Raw genomic sequence first — 25,262 nt, forward strand, 5'->3', positions numbered from 1 at the left:
TGGCAACGACTGGACGTTAATCGCGGCCGAGTTCCCCGACTTCACCAACTACCCAGACCACGTGGGCGGCAACTTCACCGGCGAAGGTCTCGAAGCGACCTACGACGAAGATGGCTCGCTCTTCACCGATACCGTCCACCTCTCAACACGTGATCTCTCCGCCATCGCCGATGGCTTCTCTCTCATCACCATCGGCGACAACATCGGCGAGGCCAACCCGACCTTCGAGATGATCTTCGGTGACGCCATGGACGCCTCTGTCGTCAAGTCCACTGGGCTCGACCGTGTCCGCGATTCGTCCTTCCGTGATGACGTGGTCCTCAATGCCAACCGGATCTTCATCGAGGGTGAAGTCGAAGCGATCGCCCCCCTAGGCCAGCCCCCAATCCTCTTCACGGTCAACACCGACCGGCTCCACATCAAGAGCAAGAACATCAACAATCAGCTCGGCGGCACCGACTCGGGTATCACCGGTGACCTGCTCGATCTCTTCGGCGTACGCAACCGGATGATCGTGGACGGGTGGGTACGCACGGATGGTGACATCATGGTCGACATCCAAGGCGACGGCGAAGACTACGCATCGCCCATGATGAGTGATGTCGCCTTCAACGACCCCAAACGACTCAATAACTTCATCCAAGGCGTCGCAGGAACCCTCGAAACCAACGCCGATGGCGGGGTCATCGAGGTCATCACGCGAAACTCGGTCGTGCTCGAAGGCCGCAGCTTCGTCAATGGCGAAGGCTCACGCATCACCATCAACCCGGGTACCTTCTTCGAGCTAGTACAGATCGCCGGCTCCATCCAGGCTCCCGATGCCAACGCGCTCGTCGAGATCAGCGCTCCCGAAGCCGTCTACATCAACGGCGAGATCCTCGCCGGTGCCGCATTCGATGGCGGCGTGAAGCGTCTGACCGGTGTTGGCGCCGATGTCATCATCGAAACCCCGCACGAATTGAGAATCTTCGGCGCGATCACATCTAGCGATGTTCTCGAACTCACCGCAGGCACCGATCAGGATTACAACGAACGCGATCCCGAAAACGCCTCCATCCACCTCACAGGCCAACTTACCTTCCTAGGCGATGACAGCCTCCTACGCCTCGAAGGCCCGGATGACATCCTGATCGAGGGCAGCATCTTTGGCCGTGGAGCAAACTCCGGCCTCCTCATCGACTCTCAGCAGCGCGTGAAGTTCGCCACGTCCTTCGTCGAAGTCCAGGACGGTATCGATATCTTTGGTCGAGGACAGACCGTCGATCTCGAAACCGGCGAAGCCAGCAGCGTCTACATTGCGCCCACCGCCGTGATCACCTCCTTCGATGCCGGCAGCAATGTCAACATCACCGGAGCCAATGACGTCGACGTACTCGGCACCGTCGTCGCAGGCGGGGCGATAGGCCTCACCGGTGTCCGCTGGTCAGGCCCCGACTCGCACGCCACCATCACCGCGGGCGAGCAGGTCTACATCGACAGCGGCGTCCTTGCCAGCGACACCGTCACCATCATCGGCGGCGAAGCTGGACTCGACGACGCCAGTCTTGATCCGGACAACAACGGACTCGCCGACGTCGACAAACGCAAGGTCAGCGTCGTCGTGACAACCGCTGGCGGAATGACCGCTGCCGGACGAACCTCGGACGGAACCCCAGGCGAAATCAACATCTACGGCCAGAGCGGCGTAGAGATGATGGGCCGACTCTTCGCCGGAGCCAATCGCTCCCTCTTCTTCGACACCCAAGGCAACCTGGTCCGTGAAGACGTCGACTGGGATAGCGCCGTCGGCGGCATCGTCAACATCGAATCGCCAGCCGAAGTGATCGTCGGTGGCTACGCCGAGAACCTCAACAGCCAGGTCCGCCTCGACAGCGATGTCACGATCCGTATCGACACCAACGACGATGGCACGCCCGATGGCGTCTTCACCGTCGCTGCCGCTGATACCGACACCAACACCTCCATCTCCGACCTCCGCGACGATGTGGCCGCCGCCCTCTTCGCCGAATTCGGCAGTGCGATCGAAGTCACCGTCCGAGACAACAAACTCATCTTCACCAGTGCCACACCCTTCTCTGTGCTAGGCACATCGGTCAATGCTTCACAACTCGGCCTCGGTGCTGGCAATCTGAACGCATCCGAAATCATCGCCATCGCGGAAATCACCGCTGACGCAGCCCCGCCAGCCTTCGACTTCTCAGCAGGCAGCGATGTCACTCTGAGATTCAACGACGGCACCGGCGACGCCCTCGGCGAAGTCACCATCGAAGCCTCCGCTTCAGCCGGCCTGACCACGCTCTCAGAGTTTGCCACACTCGTCCGCGAAACCATCCGCGACGTCGAAGACCTCAGAGACATCCAGGTCAGCAACGACGGCACCGCTCTCCGCTTCACCAGCTTCTACGACTTCGAGATTGATCTGAGCTCCGAAAACGCAGACCAACTCGGCCTGGCAACCGTAAACGCCGGAGCAACCGTCGCCTCACAACGCGATGCCAGCACCTACGAGGTCGCCGCCGCCGACGCTCTCTTCGGCGACGTCATCCCGACCGGTGGCTTCATCGCCGCAAAGACAGGCGTCAACCTCGCCAACATCGATACGCCCGAGCATCCCTACGCCGGTGGAGACACAGGTGTCTGGGTCCAGGCAGCCAGCGAGATCAGCACCCACGACGACTTCAGCCTGATCGACATTGAGGCCAAGCGCAACGCACTTGTCGAAGGCCATCTCCTGGCTGGCGGCATCTTCGAAAACATCCGCGACGCGCAAACAGGACAGTTCATCGGCACCCGTCTCATCGACTTCGGCACCGACGCCCAGAACACCGAAATCCAGATCACCGCCGAAGAGCAAGTCCGAATCGGCACCGTCATCCGAGCAGGCGGCCTGATCGAGATCGAAGGCGGCGACCCCGGCATCGACGATCCGGACGACCTCTTCGACTTCGGAAGCAGCAGCATCCTCATCTTCGGCTCCGCTGAGCTCGAAACCTGGGGCGAAAACAGCACCGTCCTCCTCCGCGCAGCCAAGGACATCAGCGTCCTCACGCCCACACACTTCCACCAGATCGAACCCGACACCTGGACCAAGGGCCCCATCGCCACCATCGTCTCCGACGGCGAAGTGCGAAACCAAGGCGTTCTCAGCTCCGATGTCGTCCTAGAAATGCGTCGCGGCAAGGGACTCAGCGCCATCACGGAAACCGTGACCATCCCCGCCGTCGATCTCGGCAGCGACATACTACTGTTCGGCCATATCCAAGCCGCCTTCAACGCCAGCACAAACTTCACCGAAGTCGACGTCAACTGGATCGGCCGCAGTCTCATCTTCGAAGCACCCTACGACTTCGAAATCCTGAACACCTCAACCAACCTCGACCTGCTCGGTCTCGAATCGGCACGCCCCTCTATCGTCGTCTACGCACCCGCCGAGGTCGAAGGCACCACCGATCTGCCAACGACCGGACAGCTCGTCTCAGACATCAACCTCGACCTTGTCCTCGAAGACGGACTAGGCGGAACCATCACCGGCAGCGTTGTCCTCCTCGCCGCCGACACCACCAACAATCTCTCCATCGCAGATCTGGTGACAGACCTTAACAACGCCCTCGATGCCAGTGCCTTCGCAGCCATCAACGCCATCGAGCGCGATGGCCGTATCGTCTTCCAGACCAACGACCTCGACTTCGAAATCACCGACGCCTCCACTAACGTCAATCAGCTCGGGCTACGCGGCAACTGGCAAACCACCGAACTCCGCGAAGTCGCTTCCCTAACCGCATCACAGCCGCTACCCACCACCGGGCTCTTGCCCCGTGACCTCGTGCTGGTCATACGCATCGATGCCGGCGATATCGACGACACACTCCTCGGCGCAGTGCTCTTTGGCCCCGCAGATACGTCAGGCAACACCACCCAGCAAGACCTCGTCGATGACCTCAACGCCAAATTCGGGGCCACCGATATCCCACGCTACGAAGGCAGCCTGACCTTTGGCGACTACCTCACCGCCGCACTCGAAGACGGCCGCATCGTCATCACAGGCACCGAATCCTTTACCCTTCGCACCGCCTCGCAAGACGAGACCATGCTGGGCTTCGAGGCCATCGAAGACCAACAGGCCACCGAGATCTTCTTCGATGCCGTACTCACCGCAGACACCACACCCGCCAGCCCGGTCCTCGCAGCAACCGTCGAATTACAGATGGAGATCAACCGCCTCGGCGAGTTCAGCTTCGAAACCATCTCCATCGCCCCGGACGCCACCAACGTCAGCACCCAAGACCTCGTTGACGACATCAACACCCAGCTGACCCTGTTCGGCATCAACGACCTCTTCGCCCGCGACAACGCCGGCACCATCGAGTTCGTTAGCCAATACGACTTCAGCATCAGCCAGAATTCGACCAACGCCGGCCTACTCGGCCTCACCACCGTCGCAGCCGGTTCCGATGTAGACGCAACACGAGCCGACAGCATCCACCAACTCACAGCCACCTACGACCTCTGGTCCACAGGTGTCCTGCCGGAAGACGTCACTCTCAATATCTCCGCAATCGATAGCGACGACATCACTAACCAGGTCAGTGTCACGGTGCCCCGCTCCGCCACCGACGGCAGCGATGGCACAACAAGAAACACCACACTCGACGATCTTGCAGCCGACGTCACCGCCGCTCTGATCGCAGCCGGTATCGATGTCCAGGCCCAGGTCGAAGCAGGCGTCCTCACCCTCGTCAGCGAGACCCTCGACATCACGCTCCTCGGCACAAGCACCAGCGTCGACCTCGTCGGTTACGCCACCGCTTCAGCAGGCACCGATGTCACATCAACAAGACCACCCTCCGTCTTCGAAATCGTCCCGGAAACCGCCGCAACCACAGGTGTCCTCTCCGACAACGTAACCCTAGATATCGTCATCGCCCTCGAAAATCCCAATCAGGCAACCATCGAGTCGCTCGACAACAACGACGGCTGGGAAATCCTCACAGGACAGATCAACCCCGACCTACCGATCATCGCCGAGCGCACCATCGACAACGTCGCCACCGCCAGCGTCACCATCTTCCGCGACGACACACTCACAAACACCTCCCTCGCCGGCCTTGCAGAGGACATCAATCAAGCCCTCATCCAGTTCGAGCTCCGTGACATAACCGCCGAAGTCCGAGGCGATCGCATCGTGCTCACATCCGGCAAGGCCTTCGCCCTCCAGAACACTTCCGAGAACGCCAACCTTCTCGGCCTCACCACCATCGGCGACCCGGAAACCGAAGCAGTCCGTGACGATCCCAGCCATCAGGTCGAAGTCCGAGACAGCATGGTCAATGGCCGCCTAACAGACGACCTGACCCTCCGTCTCACCGTGAACGACGGCTTCGGCACATGGTCAGGCACGGTCACCGTCCTTGCCGTCGCCACCAACGGCCAGATCGCCGGCACCTCCGCCAACAACGGGCCCAGCGACCTCGTCATCGATATCAACAACGCCCTCGCGGCCACCGTGATTGCCGGTCACCCAAGCGGTCTCAACTTCGCCGACCTGATCAGCGCCACCGCCCTATCCGGCGACCTCGGCTCAAGCACCGAAACCCCGCCACCCCCAAGCATCACCTTCGTTTCCAACGGCCTCTTTACCATCGACAGCCAGGCCGGTGATGATCTTGATCAGATCGGCCTCGCCATTGGCCTACTCGGTTCCTCGCTCGACACACCCGGCTACAAGGTCACCGCAGACAGCCTGCTCCCAGCTTCTAACCAGGTGCCATCTGACGTCACCCTCAAGCTGCTCATCGATGGTGGGCTTGAAGCCACGCTCAACATCACCGCTTCGGACACCAACACCAACGCGAGCCCCACCGAGCTCCTCGCTGATATCCGAGCCGCCCTGCTGCAAGCCGAAGTCTTCGAAACAACAGGAGCCACACCCACTGCCTCCTCGGCCAGCCAATTCATCATCGCCACCATCGTCGACGGCCGACTCATCCTCTCTAGCGACGAAACCTTCACCATCGATGCCTCCGAATCAACTGGCGCCCAGTTCCTCGGCCTCACCTCCGTTGCTATCGGCACCGATGCCGTAGCCACCATCACACCTCCCACCCAGCACCTGGTCGCCGACCCACTACCAGCCAGCCGAGGCATAACCGCCGACGTCACGCTGCAACTGTTCATCGCAGACACCGAAACCACCGAGACCGCCTACACCGTCTCACTCGCCGCTGCCGCCACCACCGGCAACACCGATATCAACGATCTCATCGCCGATCTCAACGCAGCGCTACTCGCCGCCGTAGGCGACACCACCGTGCAAGCCACCCTTGCCGAAGACGGACGCATCACCTTCGTCGGCGAACGCCCGTTCCGCATCAACTACGCCTCCGAGAACGAATCGCTCCTCGGCTTCGCGCCTATGCCCAACGAAGGCATCGTCGCCAATCGATCCACAGACACCGGCATCCTCCCCGAGGACGTCACGCTCACTGTCTGGGTCAACCTCGGCACCCAGAAGATCGTCGGCGAAGTCACCATCCCCGCCGAAATCACCCTCGAAAACAACAACAACGAAGGCATCGGCGATCTCGTCAACGATATCCAGGATGCCCTCAACGGCGCTGTCACCTTTGACCCAGGCGACGGCCTACGTAATGCGCTCCGTGGCGGCACCTATTTCGACGCACAAACCGGAGCACCCTTCGACCCCGCCAACTTCGCCGATGACCCGGTCACCACCGGCGGCAAAGCCGACCCGATCATCCAGGTCAAGCTCCTTCGCGGCAAACTGCTCTTCACCAGCCAGTACGAGTTCCAGATCCTCCCGACCTGGAACACCCCACCCTTCGACGCCGATCCCCTGGTGTCACAAAACATCGAACTACTCGGACTCGACACCGTCGCAGAAGGCAATGTCGCCGAGACCCAGAGGCCCTACAACATCACCGCCACCGCAGCCGGTTCACAAGTCATTTTCGAGACCGAATCGAACGCCGGTGAACTCTACATCGCAGGTGGCGTCCGATCCGACAGCCAGATCGTGATGCGAGGCGTATCAGGCGGAGACTTCACCTCCTTCGACTTCGACTGGTCCGGAATCATGGAGACCACCAACGGCTCCATCATTCTCGATCTCGGCGAAAACGGTCACCTACGCGGAGATCTCATCGCCGGTGACAACAACCCGTTCGATGCGAACTACGGCGACGTCATCATCACCGCCGACGACACACTCGAGATCAGTGGGATCATCGTCGCCGACCGCAACATCGATATCGGTGCCGGCTTCGTTGCGATGGGCGCCGGCCACGACCAAAGCGTCATCCTCAACAAGACCGCATGGCTCAGAACCCACGGCGATCCCGCCAACGCCCAGTCCATCACCATCGATGGCTACAACGAAGTCCTGCTCGACGGCCCGATCGGTGCTCTCCAGACCGACGACCCACGGACTACCGCCGATGTCTTCATCACATCTGCCACATCCGACGTAACCCTCACCGAAGAAAGCGGCTGGATCGAAACCGATGGACGCATCGTCCTCACCGGCCAAACCCTCAACATCTTCGGCATCATCAAGAACGCCGGCGATCTCGATAATTCCACGCCCGACCCGGCCAATCCAGATACCTACGAAGTCGTCTTTAACGCTGCCATCAACACCATCATCACGGGCGACGTCGATGCCTTCGGCTCGGTCTTGATCGATAACCCGATCGCCTTCGAGCTCCTCGGTTCCATCTCCGCCGGTGAAGTCGAAACCTTCGTCTTCCCAACCGAACAGCGCGGGCTGCTCACCAATCCCAATGAAGAAATCCGGGTCAACGCCCCAGGCATCACCGTTGCCTCGCAGTTGATCACAGTCGGCTCCGAAGGCTTCGATGTCACAGGCGATGAAATCCCCGATCTCACCGCCGGGGAGACCTACCTCCAGGGTTCACAACTCTCCGCAAGCGGCGCCGTGGTCCTCGATGCCGGAACGGATGACATCACCCTCGACTTCGCCAGCGAGATCCTCGCGTTTGGCACCGATAGCGTCGTCGAACTGACCGCCGACAACGTCAACATCCTCGGAGCGATCTACGCAGGTGCGGCCAGAGAACGAAACACCGACAATCCCGAGCTCCTCTGGATCGGCGAGAACGCCGGTGTCACCATCACCGCCGAATCCTCTGTCATCCTCGGCGGAAGCGACACAGCCAACAGCCTCGATGTCTTTAACGGCAACGCCACCTCAGCAGGTGACCCCATCGAGCGCTCAGGCCAGATCCAGGCTACCGGGCTCGTTGATATCGATGTCCTCAACGCCTCCGGTACCTTCGAAATCCGTGAGACCAGCTTCGTCCGAGGCGACGCCAACGCCGTAACCGCACCCTCGCCAGGCGCTCTCAGCGAGCTCACGCTCAACACCGATGGCGACATCACCATCACCGGTGTAATCGAACTCGCCGACGACGCCTCAACAGCCTCGCTCACCACCACCAACGGCCTCTTGCTCGTCTCTGGCAGCGTCGAAGCCGGAGCCGAAGTCGCCCTCGAAAGCACAACCACCGACCCGGTCAGTGTCCTGATTACAAAGCTCAGCTTCGACACCGTGACACAGGTCTTCCCAACCGACAATGGCGGATCAGCCGCATACACCATCGACCTCGGGGCACGGCCGATCGATGCCGATGGATTCCTCCTTCGCCTAAACGGCCTTGGCGAAGTCGAGCTCCAAGGCGACGACGTCACGCCCGAACTACGCATCGACAGCAACGGCAACCCCATCCTCGGACGCGGTGCAGTCTTCCTCACCACGGACGACGACAACAACACCGTCACCGTCGATCGTGATGGCCGCCTGCTCGAGCTCCAGGTCAATGGCGAATACTTCCTCGTCGATGACATCGGCCAGACACTCGACGACCAGGGCTTCGTCGTCGATCTCGATGGCGTCCGTCTCGATGCCAACGGCGATCGCATCAACGTCTTCGGCTACCGCGTCGATGCCGACGGCAACTACCTCAACCTCGCCGACCAGGCCGTAAATCTCTTCGGCCAGCGTGTCGACGCCAACGGCAACCTGCTGGAAGACGACGGCTCCGGCAATCCCTCCGGTAACCTCATCAATAGCGCAGGATTCCGTGTCAACAGCGACGGCCTATTAATCAACGGCTCAGGCACCCTGCTCAATGGCGTCGGCGCGATCCGTGGCAGCATCGACATCGATGGCACCGACTACCTCACCGATCAGTACGGCAACCTCATCGATGATCAGGGCAACCTGATCGATACCGACGGCTTCCTCATCAACGAGCGCGGCCAGCAGATCAACGAGGACGGCACCCCCCTCTCGCCGATCGATACGCCCGTCCTTGGTGGAGCTCGCGTCACCGTCAATCCAGCCACACTCGAATCGCCCGTCACAGGCGGCAGCCCCATCGATACCGGAGCACCCGTCACCGGCGCAACCCCACAAGCCACAACCGGCCCGATCATGGTCAACCTGCCTGTCCGACAAAGCGGCGGCGTGATCAACACCACCGCCGACGGCAGCCAGATCCTTATCACCGGCAACTCCGACGTCGAAATCCACGGCATGGTCGGACGTGTCTACATGACCGATACCGGCGAAGCCGCCGTAGATACCGGCTCAATCAACATCACCTCGCTCGCCGGCGACATCTACGCACGCACCGATGCACTGATCAACGCACAGAACAACATCACCATCACAGGCACAAACGTCTGGGCCCTCGATGAGAGCGTGATCATCGCCCGCGACCCCGCCAGCTCCGTCGACCTCAGCGCGACAGGTTCCGGCACCGATGGCAACCTCTTCATCGCTCGCAGCCAGATCTACTTCTTCCGTGCTCTCGTCTCAGCCATGGGCCAGGTCAACCTGACAGGCCAGGACATCAACGTCTGGGGTACCGTCACCGTCGACGACGACCACAGCGATCTCGCCGAGACCATCCGCTCGAGCGCAACACTTAATGCCGATCGCCACATCCTGGTCCGTGGCGAAATCCTCTCTGCCGGCCACGCAGACCTCAACGCCGGCCTCACCGATATCACCGGCTCCATCGTCGTCGCAGCCGAAGGCAAGGTCGCGGCCGGATTCGAGTCACCACTCCCAGGCGATGCCACGCTCGATGCGCCCGGCGAAGTCGCCCTCCAGGCCTACGACGACGACGCCAACGACGATCTGCAATTCGCCGAACCGTTCATTAGCTACGAGCCCGTCTTCGTCGACGAGGTCACCGGATTCCAACGCGTCGAAGACGGCTTCATCCTCCGCCCCGTCTACTACTGGATCCCGACCATCACGACCGAACAGATCGGCTTCGACAAGGTCAAGATCGGCAGCGAATTCGCCTCCATGGAGATCAGACTCCTCCAGGACGGCTACGTCTACATCGACAGCAACGGCAACGAAGTCTTTCGCGAGAAATTCATCGAAGGTGTCGACTTCAACGTCTCCGACCTCTCCTGGGACGGCAAAGCCGGCAGCTTCGGGCCCAGCGACCTGCTCGTCCAGACAGAACTCGGCGTATTCACGCCCATCAACGAGATCGATGGCCTCTACGACAACATCGTGCTGGTCGAAGAACTCGTTGCCCAGGACATCAACGAGATCCTGACCATCGCCGAAGGCGCTTCGCCATCCACCTACCTCGCCGCGCTCCAAAGCACACCACTAGACCTTCTCACAGGACAGCCGCTAAGCCTCCCCACAGCCTTCTCCTTAGCCAACTCCGAAGCCGACCTCGTCGGTATCTCACTCACCGTCGCCCAAACCCTCGACATCATCCGCAACGACCTCTTCTTCCTCGCAGACGACGTCGTTCAGCCCGTCGAAGGCAAGGCCTGGTCCGATCTCACCGACACCGAACGCCTCAACGCCATCCTCGATTATTACGACGGCTTCAACGCACAAGAAAACTCCGCACGCCGCGTCTTCGACGTCGCGATGCTCTCCGGCTTCAAACGCACCGTCACATCCACACGCCCGAACCTCTTCTTCACCGATGTCTTTGACGGCACATCACGATTCGACCTGCTCGCATCCCCCGCGACCTTCCAGATCGCAGACAACGCCTCCTTCCAGTTCACCGTCGCAGGCAACCTGGATGCCGACACCGTCAACCTGATGAATACTGCGATGGCCACTAGCGCCTTCGCACCAACCCTCGACGGCATCCTGATCGAACAGTCCGGCACAACCAATTTCATCGCCGGAACCTTCGTCGACGACATCTTCACCGCCACCCCGCTGCCCTTTGATCCCTCCTTCCTCGGGATGGAAGTCACCACCTACGAAGTCACCAAGACCTACTTCGACTTCTGGCTCGACCCCACCTATTCACCAAGCGTTGGCGGGACCACCAGCCAGTACCTCGAACAGTTCACCCCGCCCGAAGAAATCCTGATCCAGTACGGCTACGACCCCAACAATCAAGCCACCCTGCAGCCCGCCCTCGAAGCATTGCAGGCAGACACCTTCATCGCCGGTGTCGACTACGACGCAAGCTACGGCGACGTCAACAGCCCCAACTACATCGCCAGCCTCTTCGGCCGTATGGATCAGATCCTGCTCGATACCGGCTACGAAAAACAGTACAGCACCAACAAGGGCTTCGGCCAGATCAACCGCAACCTCGAAGGAACACCCACCGTCGCCCTCTGGCAGGTCGATACCACCGGCCAGACCCGAGACTTCCGCTACGAAACCCTCGACGACGGCACACCCATCGCACTCAGAGCCCCCATCGAATGGTGGGACACCTACACTGTCAGTGCCTTCGGAAACACCGACCCAAGCCCCGACGACAAGACCCTTCAATACGTCGGCAACGTCGAAACCTACGACGAAGTCGTCGGTCAGGTCCGAAACGTCGCTCAGATCGAATACACCCAGCAATGGTCCGCCTACCAGACCGGACAGCCCTCGAACCCGCAGGACGGCGACCGCTGGTACACCAACATACTCCGAGACGCCAACACCAGCCTCGAGGGCAGCATCCCAGGCGGCTGGGTCGTCGACTACCTCGACACCCCCTCCGCCAACTGGGACGAGCCGCTGACCGCCTTCCAGCAGTTCAGCATCAACGACGGCCGCGAACACAACGCCATCGAACTACCCTTCGTCCAGGACATCTACCGGGGCTTCTACGAAATCAACAACGCCCTGCTCCTAGGCGATGCAGACACCATCGAACTCCTCGGAACCGTACAGCTCTACGACAACTTCTTCAGCAACGACATCGTCGCCAACCCGCTTGCCCTCAACACCGTCGATCGATCTGTCAAAGCACCCTGGGACGTCGAATGGGACTTCAACGACCCAGGCAGCGTAAATGCCTCCGGAAATACCTCCGGCTTCGTCGGTAACTGGCAGTTCGGCGTCGATGTCAACGGCCGACTCGTTTACGGCCAACGCAACGTCGGCAACAACCTCCTGCCCGTCGAACACGGCGTCAATCTTGAGGAAATCTCAAGCACACCAAGAAATCAGAATTCTACCGCCGAAGGCCGCATCTTCGAAGGCCGTGACTACTACGTCTCCAACGGCTCCTACACCTGGTTCGAAGCCCGAGACCTGCCCAGCCAGATCTCCTGGCTCAACGACTACCACCTCGTCACCATCAACGACGCCCAGGAAAACGCACTCGTCGACAGCCTGATCAACTTCTCGGTCTGGCTAGGCGGCTACAACGTCCTCGGCACCTCGCACAACGCCTGGACACTCGACTGGATCGCCGGCGGAAGCGCCAGCGCCTGGAGCGGATACTCCAACTTCGCACCCAACGAGCCCAACGACCTCAACGACGAGGACTACCTCAACATGTGGGATGGCGGGCTCTGGAACGACCTCGACGCCTCCGTCGAGCTCAGAGCCGTCTACGAACGTGAACCCGCCTGGGGCAACGTCCAGACCTTCAACGAAACATTCCGCGACGCCATCTACAAGATGACCACCGACTGGAAGGACGTCGAAGACATCCGCTCCGACATCACCTACCGCGTCTTCACCCAGGCACAAGACATCGAAGGCAGACGCCCACGCTACGCCACCGTCGAAAGCACCGTCCCCGTCATCAAACTCGAGCAGATCACCAACTGGAGCTACGAACCGGTCATCCAGCAGACTCTGCAATGGTCCAGCGAAACTGTCACACCAGACGGCCCCGTCGATCTCGCCATCTTCGATCTCGACATGATCACCGCCTCGGGTAACGTCGTCATCAACGCCGGCGGCGACGCCCTCATCGATGGCAGCATCACAGCCGCCCAAGACGACGGCGAAATCCGTATCACCAGCACGTCAGGCGATCTAACAGTCGGCAAAGACACACCGGTCAACCCACAACTCCGTGACGTCGTAACACTCACCGCAGCATCCGACGTGATCCTCACCGCAGACCTCGGCACCGTCACGCTTGGCGAAACCGCCACGATCATCGCTACAGGCACCGAGGCAGATTCACCGACAACCACCGGCAACGTCATCATCACCAGCGGCACAACGCTCAACATCGATGCAGCCCTCGACGCCGAAGGAACCATCCAAGCCCTAGCCGGCACCGACCTGCTCATCACCTCACTACTCACCGCCGGCGAAGCCATCGAAGCCCGCGCAGGCCAAGGCGCCTCACAAACAGGCGACATCAACCTCTTGCCCGCCGATGCCGAACCCGGAACACCCTCCATCGGCTCACTCCTCGAAGTCGCAGACAGCGAAGGCACCATCACACTCGAAGCAGGCAGCACCGCTGGCGACATCGTCCTCTTCGATAGCACCCTGCAAGCCGCAAACATCGACCTCCTCGCCATCAGCGGGCAAATCACCCAGGACGGCGCAGACGTCGACGCGCCAGGCGACGACCCCACTGCTCCGGTCCCAACCTCTGCCGGACGCATCGTCGCCAACACCCTCTTCGCACGCTCTGCCGCCGGCCTCGATCTCAACAACACAGCCATCGCCCGCATCGACGCCCGCGTGACAAGCACAGGCGATATCTTCCTCCAGGACTTCGAACTCACCGACCTGCTCGCCCCATTCAACACCACAGACCTCGAAGTCATCCGCCTCGAAACCGCCAACGGAAACATCGACCTGATCGCAGCCAGCGACACCTCGCTCGACAATATCGAGGCTGGCAATGCCGGAACCATCAACATCACTATCGCATCGGCAGACGGCGGACCGACCACAACCCTACTCGGCGATATCGGCTCCTCCTCCACCGGCGATATCGTCATCACCACGCAAGGCGGTCTCACAAACGCCGGTCAACTCATCGCCGACAGCCTCACGCTCAGTGCGCTCGGCTCGGTCGAACTCAACACCAGCCTCAACGCGCTCACACTCGGTATCAACGCACCCGGCAACCTGATCATCAACAACGATTCCGCCATCCTGACGCTGACCGACATCACGGTGCTCAACGGCGATATCGATATCACCAACACCGGCGACATCACCGCCCAAAGCATCACCCTCATCACCGACTGGTACGTCGGTCCCGATCCCCAGAACCCAACCGAAACCCTATCCAAGCCCAACAGCATTGCACTCACCAGCACCGCTGGCGATATCAACGTGATCGCTATCAATGGCGGGGCCTACGCCAGCACCGACGCCGAAGCCAACGTCGTCCGACTCGACATGCTCAACGCCGTTCTTCGACAGATCGATACCACAGGCATCCCCGAAACGTTCATCACCGAAGAAACACTCCAAGGCGCACCCGAGCCCACCCGCTTCATCGAGCTCACACTGCCCGAAGCCGAAGAACTCGCCGCGATCGTCCTTAGCGGATTCACCACCGATGGCGCAGCCGATGACATGACCGCCGCCGTCGCCCAGACGCTCTACAACCGTGTCCTCACAATCATCGATACCGTCTACACCGGTGACGCCGCCGGACAGGCCGATCTCCCCGAGGGAATCGGTCTACCCATCAACGAAACCGATGCTGAGACCGACACCACACAAGAAGCCATCGACGAAACCGTCGCGCTCTTCACGCTCAGCAAGCCGATCACATCCTTCACTGCCGTCCAGCTCATCGCCGACGGCCAAGTCACCGGCCAAGGCAACGCAGACCCCGATATCCGTGGCGGCTCACTCACCATCGAAGCCGGCGGAAGCATTCTAAACCTAAGCACCGCCGTCGATACCCTGCTCGACGTCTTCTCCGCACGAGGCACCATGGTCGATATCAGTGATATCGACGGCATCGGCGCCGCAACCCCCGGACTCGTGGCACAAAACATCCACGCGCCACTCGCAACCACCTTTATCGATAGTGTTGGCGGGCTCGTTGTCGGCACAGCAACCGCCGCCAATCTCGACTTCGCCGTCAATGCTGGCGACATCTTTATCACCAACAATGGCCAGCACAACGCCCTCGTAGCCACAGGAGATATCAACGTCGCCGGCCGCAACGTCACCCTAAGCGGCAACGTCGACGCAGCCGGACTGATCGAAATCAACGCCGAACAGGGCATCAACACCTTCGGTCAAGCCGTTAGCATCGTCGCCGATCAACTCCGCATCTCGGCCGCCTTCGCCATCAACCTCGGCGGCGACCTGGCCGCCCTATCCGATATCAGCCTCGACAGCCTCGACGACGTCAACATCCTCGACAGCAGCACCGACCGTACGGGTATCAACGTCGTACCAAGGCTAAACAGCCTTCGCGCCCAACTCCTGCAAGACCTCGAAGCCAACACACGTCAACAGTCCGAACTCCGCGACCAGATCAGCCGGCTCACCAGCCAACTAGACCTCCGCCAGACCGGACAGCAAGACGCTCTCGATATCTTCGATCAACAAGCACTCCAGAGCCTGCTCGCCACACCGCTCGCCCTCCAGCAACTGCAACTCACCGAGCAACTCGCCTCCTTCGATACCCTCTTCACGCAACAGGCCACGATCCCAACCAGCCTGATCCAGCTGCCCGAGTACATCACCCTGCTCGCCGAACGAGATGGCCTGCTCCAGACCATCCGCGACGCCGAAAACGCCATCGCAAGCAACACCGACCGCATTCTCACCCTCGAAGGCAACATCGATCAGCTAAACGCTGACCTCGCCAACGTCATCAGCGACATCCAGACGCAGCAGACGCTCCGCACCGACCTCAGCAACATCCTCAACAACGTCGCAGAAGAAATCGCCAACCGCAGCAACTTCGACGAGCCCACGGGTGCCGGCGAAGGCACGTTCGCACTCGATATCGCCGCCCTCCTAGCACTCGATCTAACCACCCTCACCAATCCCCAGCTGGCCTCCCTACGCGACGAACTCTCCACCCAGCGATCCAACGCCGACCAGCAGATCGAAACCCTTGGCGTCCAGCAAGCCGCCATTCAGCGTCAACTCGATCTGCCCAACGGCGAGATCGGCATCCTCCAGGCACAAATCGATACCCTCCAGATCACCATCGACACGCTACCCGCGCAAATCGCCCAACTGGATGTCGATATCGCATCCAACTCAGCCCTGGTCACAGAAATCGACGCCGTACTCGCACTCCGTGAAGCCACGACCGACCAGCTCGAAACCGCTCTGCTGGGCCTTGGCGACAACCTAAGCCAACTCACCGCCAGCGAATTCACCCCCATCTTCAAAGACCTCTTCCCCGTCGATTGGGTCAGCCTCCTCGGCCAGATCGATCAGCTGCAAACCCAGATCACAGAAACCCAGACCACACGCAACCTCGTCGCGTCCATCTTCAACACCCCGTTCGATCAGATCGGCGGCGTCCTCAACAACCTCCTCGATGTCAGCGACAACCTCAGCTCAGAGTTCCAGGACCTCCTCGTCGAGTTCAAGAACATAGACGCACGGCCTATCGACGAGATCCAGCAAGACCTCGACGCAGTCAACGCAAGCATCCAGTTGGTCTCGGAGGCCCTCACAGCCGTCAAGGTTGTCGATCAAGCCAGCACCATCACACAGCTCGATGACAGCTTCCGAGCTCTCGCACCGTTCACACAAGTCCTCACCTCCGAACTCGCTCAGTTCGTCAACCGCCTGCCGAACACCACAGTGTCGCAGCTCACGACACAGCTGCAAGACCTCAACACACTGCTAGACCAGACCACCAGCGCCTACGAGGCACTGCTCCCGCTGCCCGATATCACCAACGCTTCTGAACTCCAGGCCGCCCTCCTACAACTCGATCTCGAGTCCGGCATCTACTCCAAGAAGTTCACCGACTTCATCGTCAACGTGGAGCCAGGCGGCGACCCCGAACTCCTCCAGCAGATCAATGAGCTCACCAACCTACGCAATCTCTCGATCGCCGCATTCAATGACATCAACAAAGCTCGAGGTGCCAACTCCCCGGAGCAGCTCGATCTCGACCTCCGCAACATCCGCGACCAATACACCGAAGTCATCAGCCGCGACTTCGCCAACTACCTCGCCGAACTCGGCCCGAACTCGCTGATTGATCTCAACATCCAACTCGCCGACATCGAACGACGCATCGCCGAAGGCGGCGGCAACCCGGTCGGCGGCGGAACCAACCCCGTCCTGATCTTCCAGCGAAACCTGCTTATCTCGCAGATCTCGCAACTGGAAAACCTCCTTATTCAGGCCCCCGAACGCCTTCCACAGGAAGCACAATTCGTCTTCAACAACGCCCCAACGCTGGAAGAGATCCAGCAGCTGCAGGACGAGTACGACAACAGCAGCTCGGGTTACGTCGAGCAGGCACAGCAGCTCATCAAGGACGAAACCCAACGCCTCGACGCCGAAATAGGCAACCTGACAACTACAAGAGACCAGGTCAGCGCTCAGCGCAACGCCCAGATCAACGACCTCCAAACAGCACGCGAAATACTCATCAGCGACGAGCTCAACGCACTCAACCAGCAGCTCAACAACCTGAACAGCCAGCAAGCCAACCTCGACGAAGAACTCTCCCAGTACGTCGTCATCTTTGAGAACGCCCAGACACTCGGCGACCAGGAACTCAACCTGCTCGATAACGCCATCTCCGGCTTGCAAGGCCAACTCGCCGATCTCCAAGGCACACAGTCCCAGCGTGAAGCCACCTACCAGACACTGCTGGATCAACTCGAACTCAACGAACGTCCAAACCTCATCGCCATCAACGCCGATCTCATCGGTACGCGATCAGGCCTCCAGACCCAACTCGAAACCGCGCAAGACCAGATACTGGTCCAAACCGGACTACGCGATGCGCTCTTCACCGAACGCAACACCCTCGATGGCCAAAACACCAACCTCTTCACAACCATCGACCAGTCCAACAACGACCTGCTCTCACTCGACCTCCAGGAAGCCTCACTCCAGGCGCAGATCGATACCAACATCCTCCAGATCGATACCGATCGCTTCAATCTCGCCGGCAACCTCTTCGGCGATCAATCCCTACAACTAGCCAGCCTCGGGCAGATCTTCGAAACGCAGATCGTCCAGTCCAACAACGTCCTCGCCGGCACAGTCACCGCCTATCGCGACCGCCTCAAGACCAGCCAGGACGAACTCGATGCCCTCCAGGCACAGCTCGACGCACTCGAAACCCAGCAGGCCAACATCGAGCAGCAACTAAACGCAGCACGTACCGCATCTGGCGGAACCACACGCATCGCCATCGATGCCGGACAGCTCTTCAGCGAAGTCAACCTAGAGACCTTCAACCTCGAACTCACCGATGGAACCGACTTCGATCAGGAAGAAACCCAGACCAAAGGCGATCCCATCGTCCGTGAAGCCAACTCCGGCTACCAGGTCTACCGTAACACCGTCACCAACGAGCTCTACTACCGCGCCGCCGACGACGTCGAAGCCGGCGACACCGACGACCGCTCGAACGACCGCTTCTACCTCTGGCAGGACACCGTCTTCGTCAACCCCGAACTCGAAGAGACCTTCTACATCGATCGCCAAACCGACGACGCCTACAGATGGCAGAACAATGTCATCAACGACTTCTACGCCTATAACTTCGCCTACTCGATCTCACAACTAACAGGCACCACCACCGAGACACGCACCGAAACGCGCCCAGACGACGGAACCACCTACCAGACCCAGATCACCAACCCGATCTTCGACGTCACCGACCAGTACGGTCGCCTGCTCCTCGATACCGACGACCCCATCGCCTTCCTCCAAGGCCAGCCAGACGGACAGACCGCCGCACAGCAGATGTTCACAACCATCGGTGACACCCCCGCAACAGCCGAGGTCGTCTCACTCGCCGAAGCACTAAGCCAACTCAACACCGGCAACGCCAACGTCTACGTCTTGCTCGAAGGCGAAACAACACCCGAACTCGCCCAAGGCGACATCGTCGTCCGACTCCTCGAGTTCAACCCGGTCTTCCGGGAAGTCCCCGCCAACGCAATCAGCTACGTCGACCCAACCACCTACACCGATCAGGTCGTCGAAGTGCTCCCCGATGAATACAACGAGTACGAACACAACGGCCAGGTCCTCAAGCCCGTACTCATCGAGCAGACCGGCGTCCTTGGCATCGTCGCCGAAGGCTACGCAGCCAGCGACTTCATCGACTTCTCAGGCTTCCGCATCGACGGCCTCAACGACAACCTACGCCTCATCGCCCCCGATGTCCGCCTAACCAGCCTGGAGACCATCAGCTCCACCGGCGAGATGATCGCTTCCAACGAGATCACACTCACCTCCGAACTTGGCATCGAACTGCTAGGCGGCTCCGTCTTCGGACAAAACGTCAACCTCTTCGCCAACTTCGGCCAGATCGTCGGCACCTCAGGTATCGTCCAAGCCCAGAGCATCCTGGCCAACGCCTACGGCGGTATCAACATCATCACCGACGCCCAAGCCATCACCGCCAACGACTTCGGCTCCGGCGACATCACCATTTTCGACATCGGCAACGCCAACAAACAGGTCGATGTCGCCACCCAAGCCGGCGGCACCGTCAACCTCACCACCCAAGGCGATCTCTTACTCAGCGACATCGAAGGCCTCACGGTCGATGCAACAAGCCTCCTCGGCGACGTCCTCGTTTCCGGCATCAACACGGCCAATACCGTCACGATCAACGCGGCCCGTGATATCGCCGAAGCCATCACAGGCAGCAACATCAATACCCAGACCATCCAGGCCTTCGCCGGACTCAACCTCACCGCAGAAACCTCCAACTGGCTCGGCGAGCTCGTCACACAAACCAACAGCAACCTGCTCGTCACGCAGGAGATGCTCGACAACAACGAGATCACCGAATTCATCACCGACGGCATGATTTTCATCGATAGCCCACTCACAACCACCGCCGACCTCGTCTTCAGCGGGCTCGACGTGATCTTCGGCAACAACGCCTCCCTCGCCACGACCGGCCAACTCGATATCAACGCAGAGCAGTCCATCCAGCTGCCCGCAGCCCTATCCAACCCCATCTTCCCCAACGCCGATCAAACCAACGCCTCAGCAGTAAACGGCCAGCCCGCCATAAGCGCCTTCGAGCTGCTACTCAACGCCCCGTCCATCATCAACAGCGACAACACCCTGCTGACCGCCGACCTCCTGACTCTCCAGACCTTCAACGGCGTCAACCTCAACACCAAAGCCCGACAGATCAACGCATCGATCAACGGCACCGGCAGCCTCGATATCAACAACGTCGGCTCCGTAGAACTAAAGAACGTTCTACTCGCCAATGGCGGCCTCAACGTTAAGGCAACCGGTAATATCGTCGCCCGCAACCTCGAACTACAAAGCAACCGCTACGACGCAGGCGTCAACCTCGACAGCACGGGCACCCTACTCCTCGATCAGCTCGTCGTCGGCGTCTGGAGCCCGCTCAACCTCTCCGGAAACCTCGCATCACAAAACCTCAAGCCGCAACTCGATATCGTCGTCGGTAACAACCCACAAGGCCTCACACCAAACACCAACTTCGATCTCGACATCACCGCCATCGACACCACGCGCACATTCACCGGTGACGCTGGCAATCTCATCCTCGAAGTCGACTTCGGCGACGGCACCGTTGAGCAGTTCAACCTCGCTCAGAACCCGCAAAGCCTCGACAGCCTGAGCCCCGATAGATCCATCACCCCAACCACACCCAACGACCAATTCGCTAAGTCGATCGCGACAGGCGACGTCAATGGCGACGGCTTCGACGACCTCATCGTCGGCTTCAGCCTCACGCCAGGCGTCACCGACGCATCCGCCGGCTTCTCCATCTACTTAGGCAGCGCTGAAGGCCTCGCAACACGCCCATCACAGACCTTCCTCAGCTTCAACGGCGACGCCGGCTTCGCATCATCCATTGCCGTACTCGATGTCGATGGCGACAACATCGACGATGTCGTCGTCACCGAACCCGGAGCATCCGGCCTCGTCTTCGATCAGACCGTCAACCCAGACGGAACCGTCACCATCACCTCACGCTCGGTCTTCGGGGCCATCCACATCTACACCGGCTCTGGTAATGGCTTGGTCAACTTCGAAGACCAGCAGATCGTTGAAAACATCATCGAAGTCCAAGACGCCGGCGACAGCAATGCCGATGGCTTCGATGACCTCATCACCATCACACAAGAAATCACCCAAGGCAGGTTCGGCACGCAAGCCCTACCGCCAGTTGTCTCACTCCAACTCGGCACCGCAAACGGTCTCTCGAGTGAATCAACCTGGTCAATCGATATCGCCGACCTAGGCGACTTCACCAACGTCAATGTCGATGCCGGCAACGACTTCAACGCAGACAGCTACGCAGACATCGCCATCAGTCTCGCAACGAACGCGCCCAACGAAAGCTATATCTACCTTGGCGGGCCCACCGGTCCATCCACACAACCCATCATTGTCACCAACCAGGAAACCGCCGGCTTCGAAACCGGCGTCAACGCAGCCTTTGCTGGAGACATGAACGCCGACGGCATCGATGACCTCGCCGTCGCTAGCTACTCCGAACGTGGCGGCCGCATCGATATCTTCCTGGGAACCAACAACGGGTCGATCAACGAGCAGCCCGCCTTCTCGTTCGACGCCCCGGAGACCGTCACGAACTTCGGCTTCGACATCCAACGCGCTGGCGATGTCAATGCCGACGGCTTTGCAGACCTGCTCGTACAGTCCAATACCTCTGACGGCAGAACACGCACCTACCTCGCACTAGGCGGCAACAAGCCAAGCAGTCAGAAACTGATCGAAGTCCTTGCCGCTCCCACCAGCATCCCCGAGCTCGCAAGCCTGCCGCTATCAGCCAACGCAGACTTCAACAACGACGGTCAAACCGATTTCGCCATCGCATCCGCCACGCCAAGCAGCAACAACTTCGGCCAGGCACAGGTCTTCTTCGGCGACACCATCACTCGAACAGCCCAAGCACTCGGTAGCGCTCGAATCACATACGCTTACCAGACACCCGGCAACTACACCGTCTCCCTAAGCCTGATCGATGGCGATCAACGCGTCGCTGCACGCACACAACCACTCGCCGTCGTCAGCCCAACCGAGGCCCCAACCGCCACACTCGTCCAGCCAACCAACGGCGCTTTACAAACAACCGACCCAGGCTTCGTGGATGTCCGCTGGGACGCCATCGAAGGCATCAACCCGGCATCGATCGGCATCGACGACATAACCATCACCGGAGCCACCATCGATCGAGTGCAGGCACTCGGCAACAACGTCTACCGCTACCACTACGCCGATGACAGCGACCAACTCAGCCCCGGCAACATCCGTGTCTTCCAAACCGCCAACGCCGTAACCAGCAACACCGGAACCGGCGCGCAGGCAGCCACCATCGGTTCATTCGATCTGGGAGGCCTCACCGTCTCCATCTCCGGATGCACCGGCACCGAACAAGGCAGCACCGCCAGCTTCATCGCGAACATCACCGACACAACAGCGGCAGGCGGGTACACCTACGCCTGGGACTTCGGCGACGGAAACGGCACAACGGGCCAGCCCAACACCAGCCACACCTTCAACAACCTCGGCCAATTCACGGTGACACTGACCATCACCAATGCACTCGGCCTAACCGCCACGGCAACGCGCGATGTCACCGTAACCAACGCCCCACCCGTCATCACCGCTCTCGCCGGCAACACCACCGGACAGGAAGGCCAGCCGTTCACCTTCTCCGCCGCCGCCGAAGACACCCAACAAACACCGCTGACCTACGCCTGGAACTTTGGCGACAACACCATCATTGAAGGCCAGAATCTCACGTCCCCAACACACACCTTTGCAACCAACGGCAACTACACCGTCACGCTGACCGTCACCGATGACCAAGGCGAATCCACTACACAGACCCTTCAGGTCACCGTCAGCAACGTCGTGCCAACCATCACCGACCTCGATGTCCCAACCTCAGCCACGCAAGGTATTCCGCAGTCCTTCTCTGCAGCAGCCAACGATCCGGGTGACAACGCTCTAACCTTCACCTGGGACTTCGGCGACGGCACCATCATCACCGATACCGCCTTGACGGATGTGCAACATACCTACAAGGAAGCAGGCCAATTCAACGTCACACTCACCGTGACAGACGCTAACAACGCAACCAGCACGCAAACGGCTTCCATCACAGTCAACAACGTCGCTCCTAAGATCCTCAGCCTCACGGGTGACACCTCGGGCTCATCGCAGCAGACACTCGCCTTCGCCGCCTCCGCGACCGACCCCGGCGACACCCCGCTCACCTACAACTGGAATTTCGGCGACGGCACAAGCCAGTCGGGCACCGATCTAACGAACGTATCCCACGCCTTCGACATCGCAGGTGTCTACGCCGTCTCCGTCAGTGTCATCGATGCCGACGGCGCTACCACCACACGAACCCTGATGGTCGCGGTCTCAGCAGGCCAGGCGCCCGCCGTCAACAACGTGATCATCAACAACGGCGATCCACAGCGATCATCCATCGAGCAGATCACCGTCGCCTTCTCACAACCGGTCAACCTCGGCCTCAACGCCATCCGCCTGCTCGATGACAACGCGAACGCCGTCGATGTCACAATCACGCTGTCCCCAGACCGCACGACCGCAATGCTAACCCCCGACGAAGCGCTCGCCGATGGCGAGTACCTCTTCGTGATCAACCCGGCCACCGTCACCAACGACGAAGGCGCCCGGCTCGACGATGGAATCAGCCAGACCATCAACAAACGCACCGGCGACTTCAACGGATCCGGCTCGCTCACAGCTGAAGACCTCGCCATCCTCGAAACACGCATCGGAGCGACCGATCCCGCCTACGACCTCAACAACGACGGCGCGGTCTCTAGCCTCGATGTCCGAACCTGGGTCGAAGAGATCTACGGCACCCGCCTTGGCGACTTCAACCTCGACTTCCGCATCGATCTCATCGACCTCAGCGTCCTCGCCCTCTCCTTCGGAGACCCAGGCTCCTACGCCTCTGGCGACGCCACCAGCGACGGCCAGATTAATCTCGCCGACCTCAGCTTCCTCGCCACCAACTTCGGCTTCGACGGGGTGCCCGTACCACCACCAGCCCTGCCCTCAGGGAATCAAAGCCAAGGCGTCTCCAGGACGGCCACCACAACCAGCCTCCGCATCAACGTCAGAGAGGGTGCATCACAGCAATCCGATACCTCACTCGCTCAGCGGCAACGCACCCCACAGCAAAGCCAACAACCCCAGACACAGACGTGCCAGCAACAAGCGCGCCTGCAACAACGCGCTCAATGGAACTGGCTCAACAGCCAGGACAATAGCGACGACGATGTCTTCCCCGCTCAACACAATCAGGACCCCGAAGAAGCACAAGCAGAGGTCGTCTTCGGTCTATTCGAGTAGGCCGAGAACATACCAGGCACCTACCACCCCACACGCGTGATCCCTTGCAAGAGCAGCAGGTGACCTGCCCCCGGTCTCACGCGGCCGTTCTTGGCGTAGTAGGTCTGGGCGAAACGCAGGTAGGCCAGCACGAGTTCGCAGATGGCCAGCTCCTGAGCTGCCGCCTTGCGGGTCGGACTCGGCGTGTGGCGGTGGCCGGCCAACCATCCGGCGACCACCGGTCGTAAGCCCGGCGGCTCGCGTCGCTGCCGTACAGGCCCAGAAAATAGTCCTTGCCGTTGATCCGAACAACCGCCTGGCTGCTGGGTTTGTGCAGGCGATAGCTCGGGACACGAAGGGTCGGAAAGTCAGATTGAACAGAATTCGTAGATGCTGATCGGGTCCCGTTCGGTCTCCATAGCCAAAGTGGTAACTACTACTTTTTTTAAGGCTTGCAGAGCCGCTCCACTCGACGAGAGCAAGTTCGCTAACT

1 protein-coding gene (running past one end of the window) is annotated in these 25,262 nt (G+C 60.2%); it reads left to right on the forward strand.

The features are described from left to right. Positions 1–24,790, forward strand: the 3' portion of a protein-coding gene (locus ACQZAB_RS00465; RefSeq protein WP_428386217.1) for a PKD domain-containing protein. Its footprint begins 18,278 nt before the window's first position; the window shows 24,790 of its 43,068 coding nt (coding positions 18,279–43,068); the start codon falls outside the window, past its left edge; its stop codon occupies positions 24,788–24,790. Positions 24,791–25,262 lie beyond the last annotated feature (472 nt).

The organism is Mucisphaera sp. (assembly GCF_965279675.1).
Classification (GTDB): domain Bacteria; phylum Planctomycetota; class Phycisphaerae; order Phycisphaerales; family Phycisphaeraceae; genus Mucisphaera.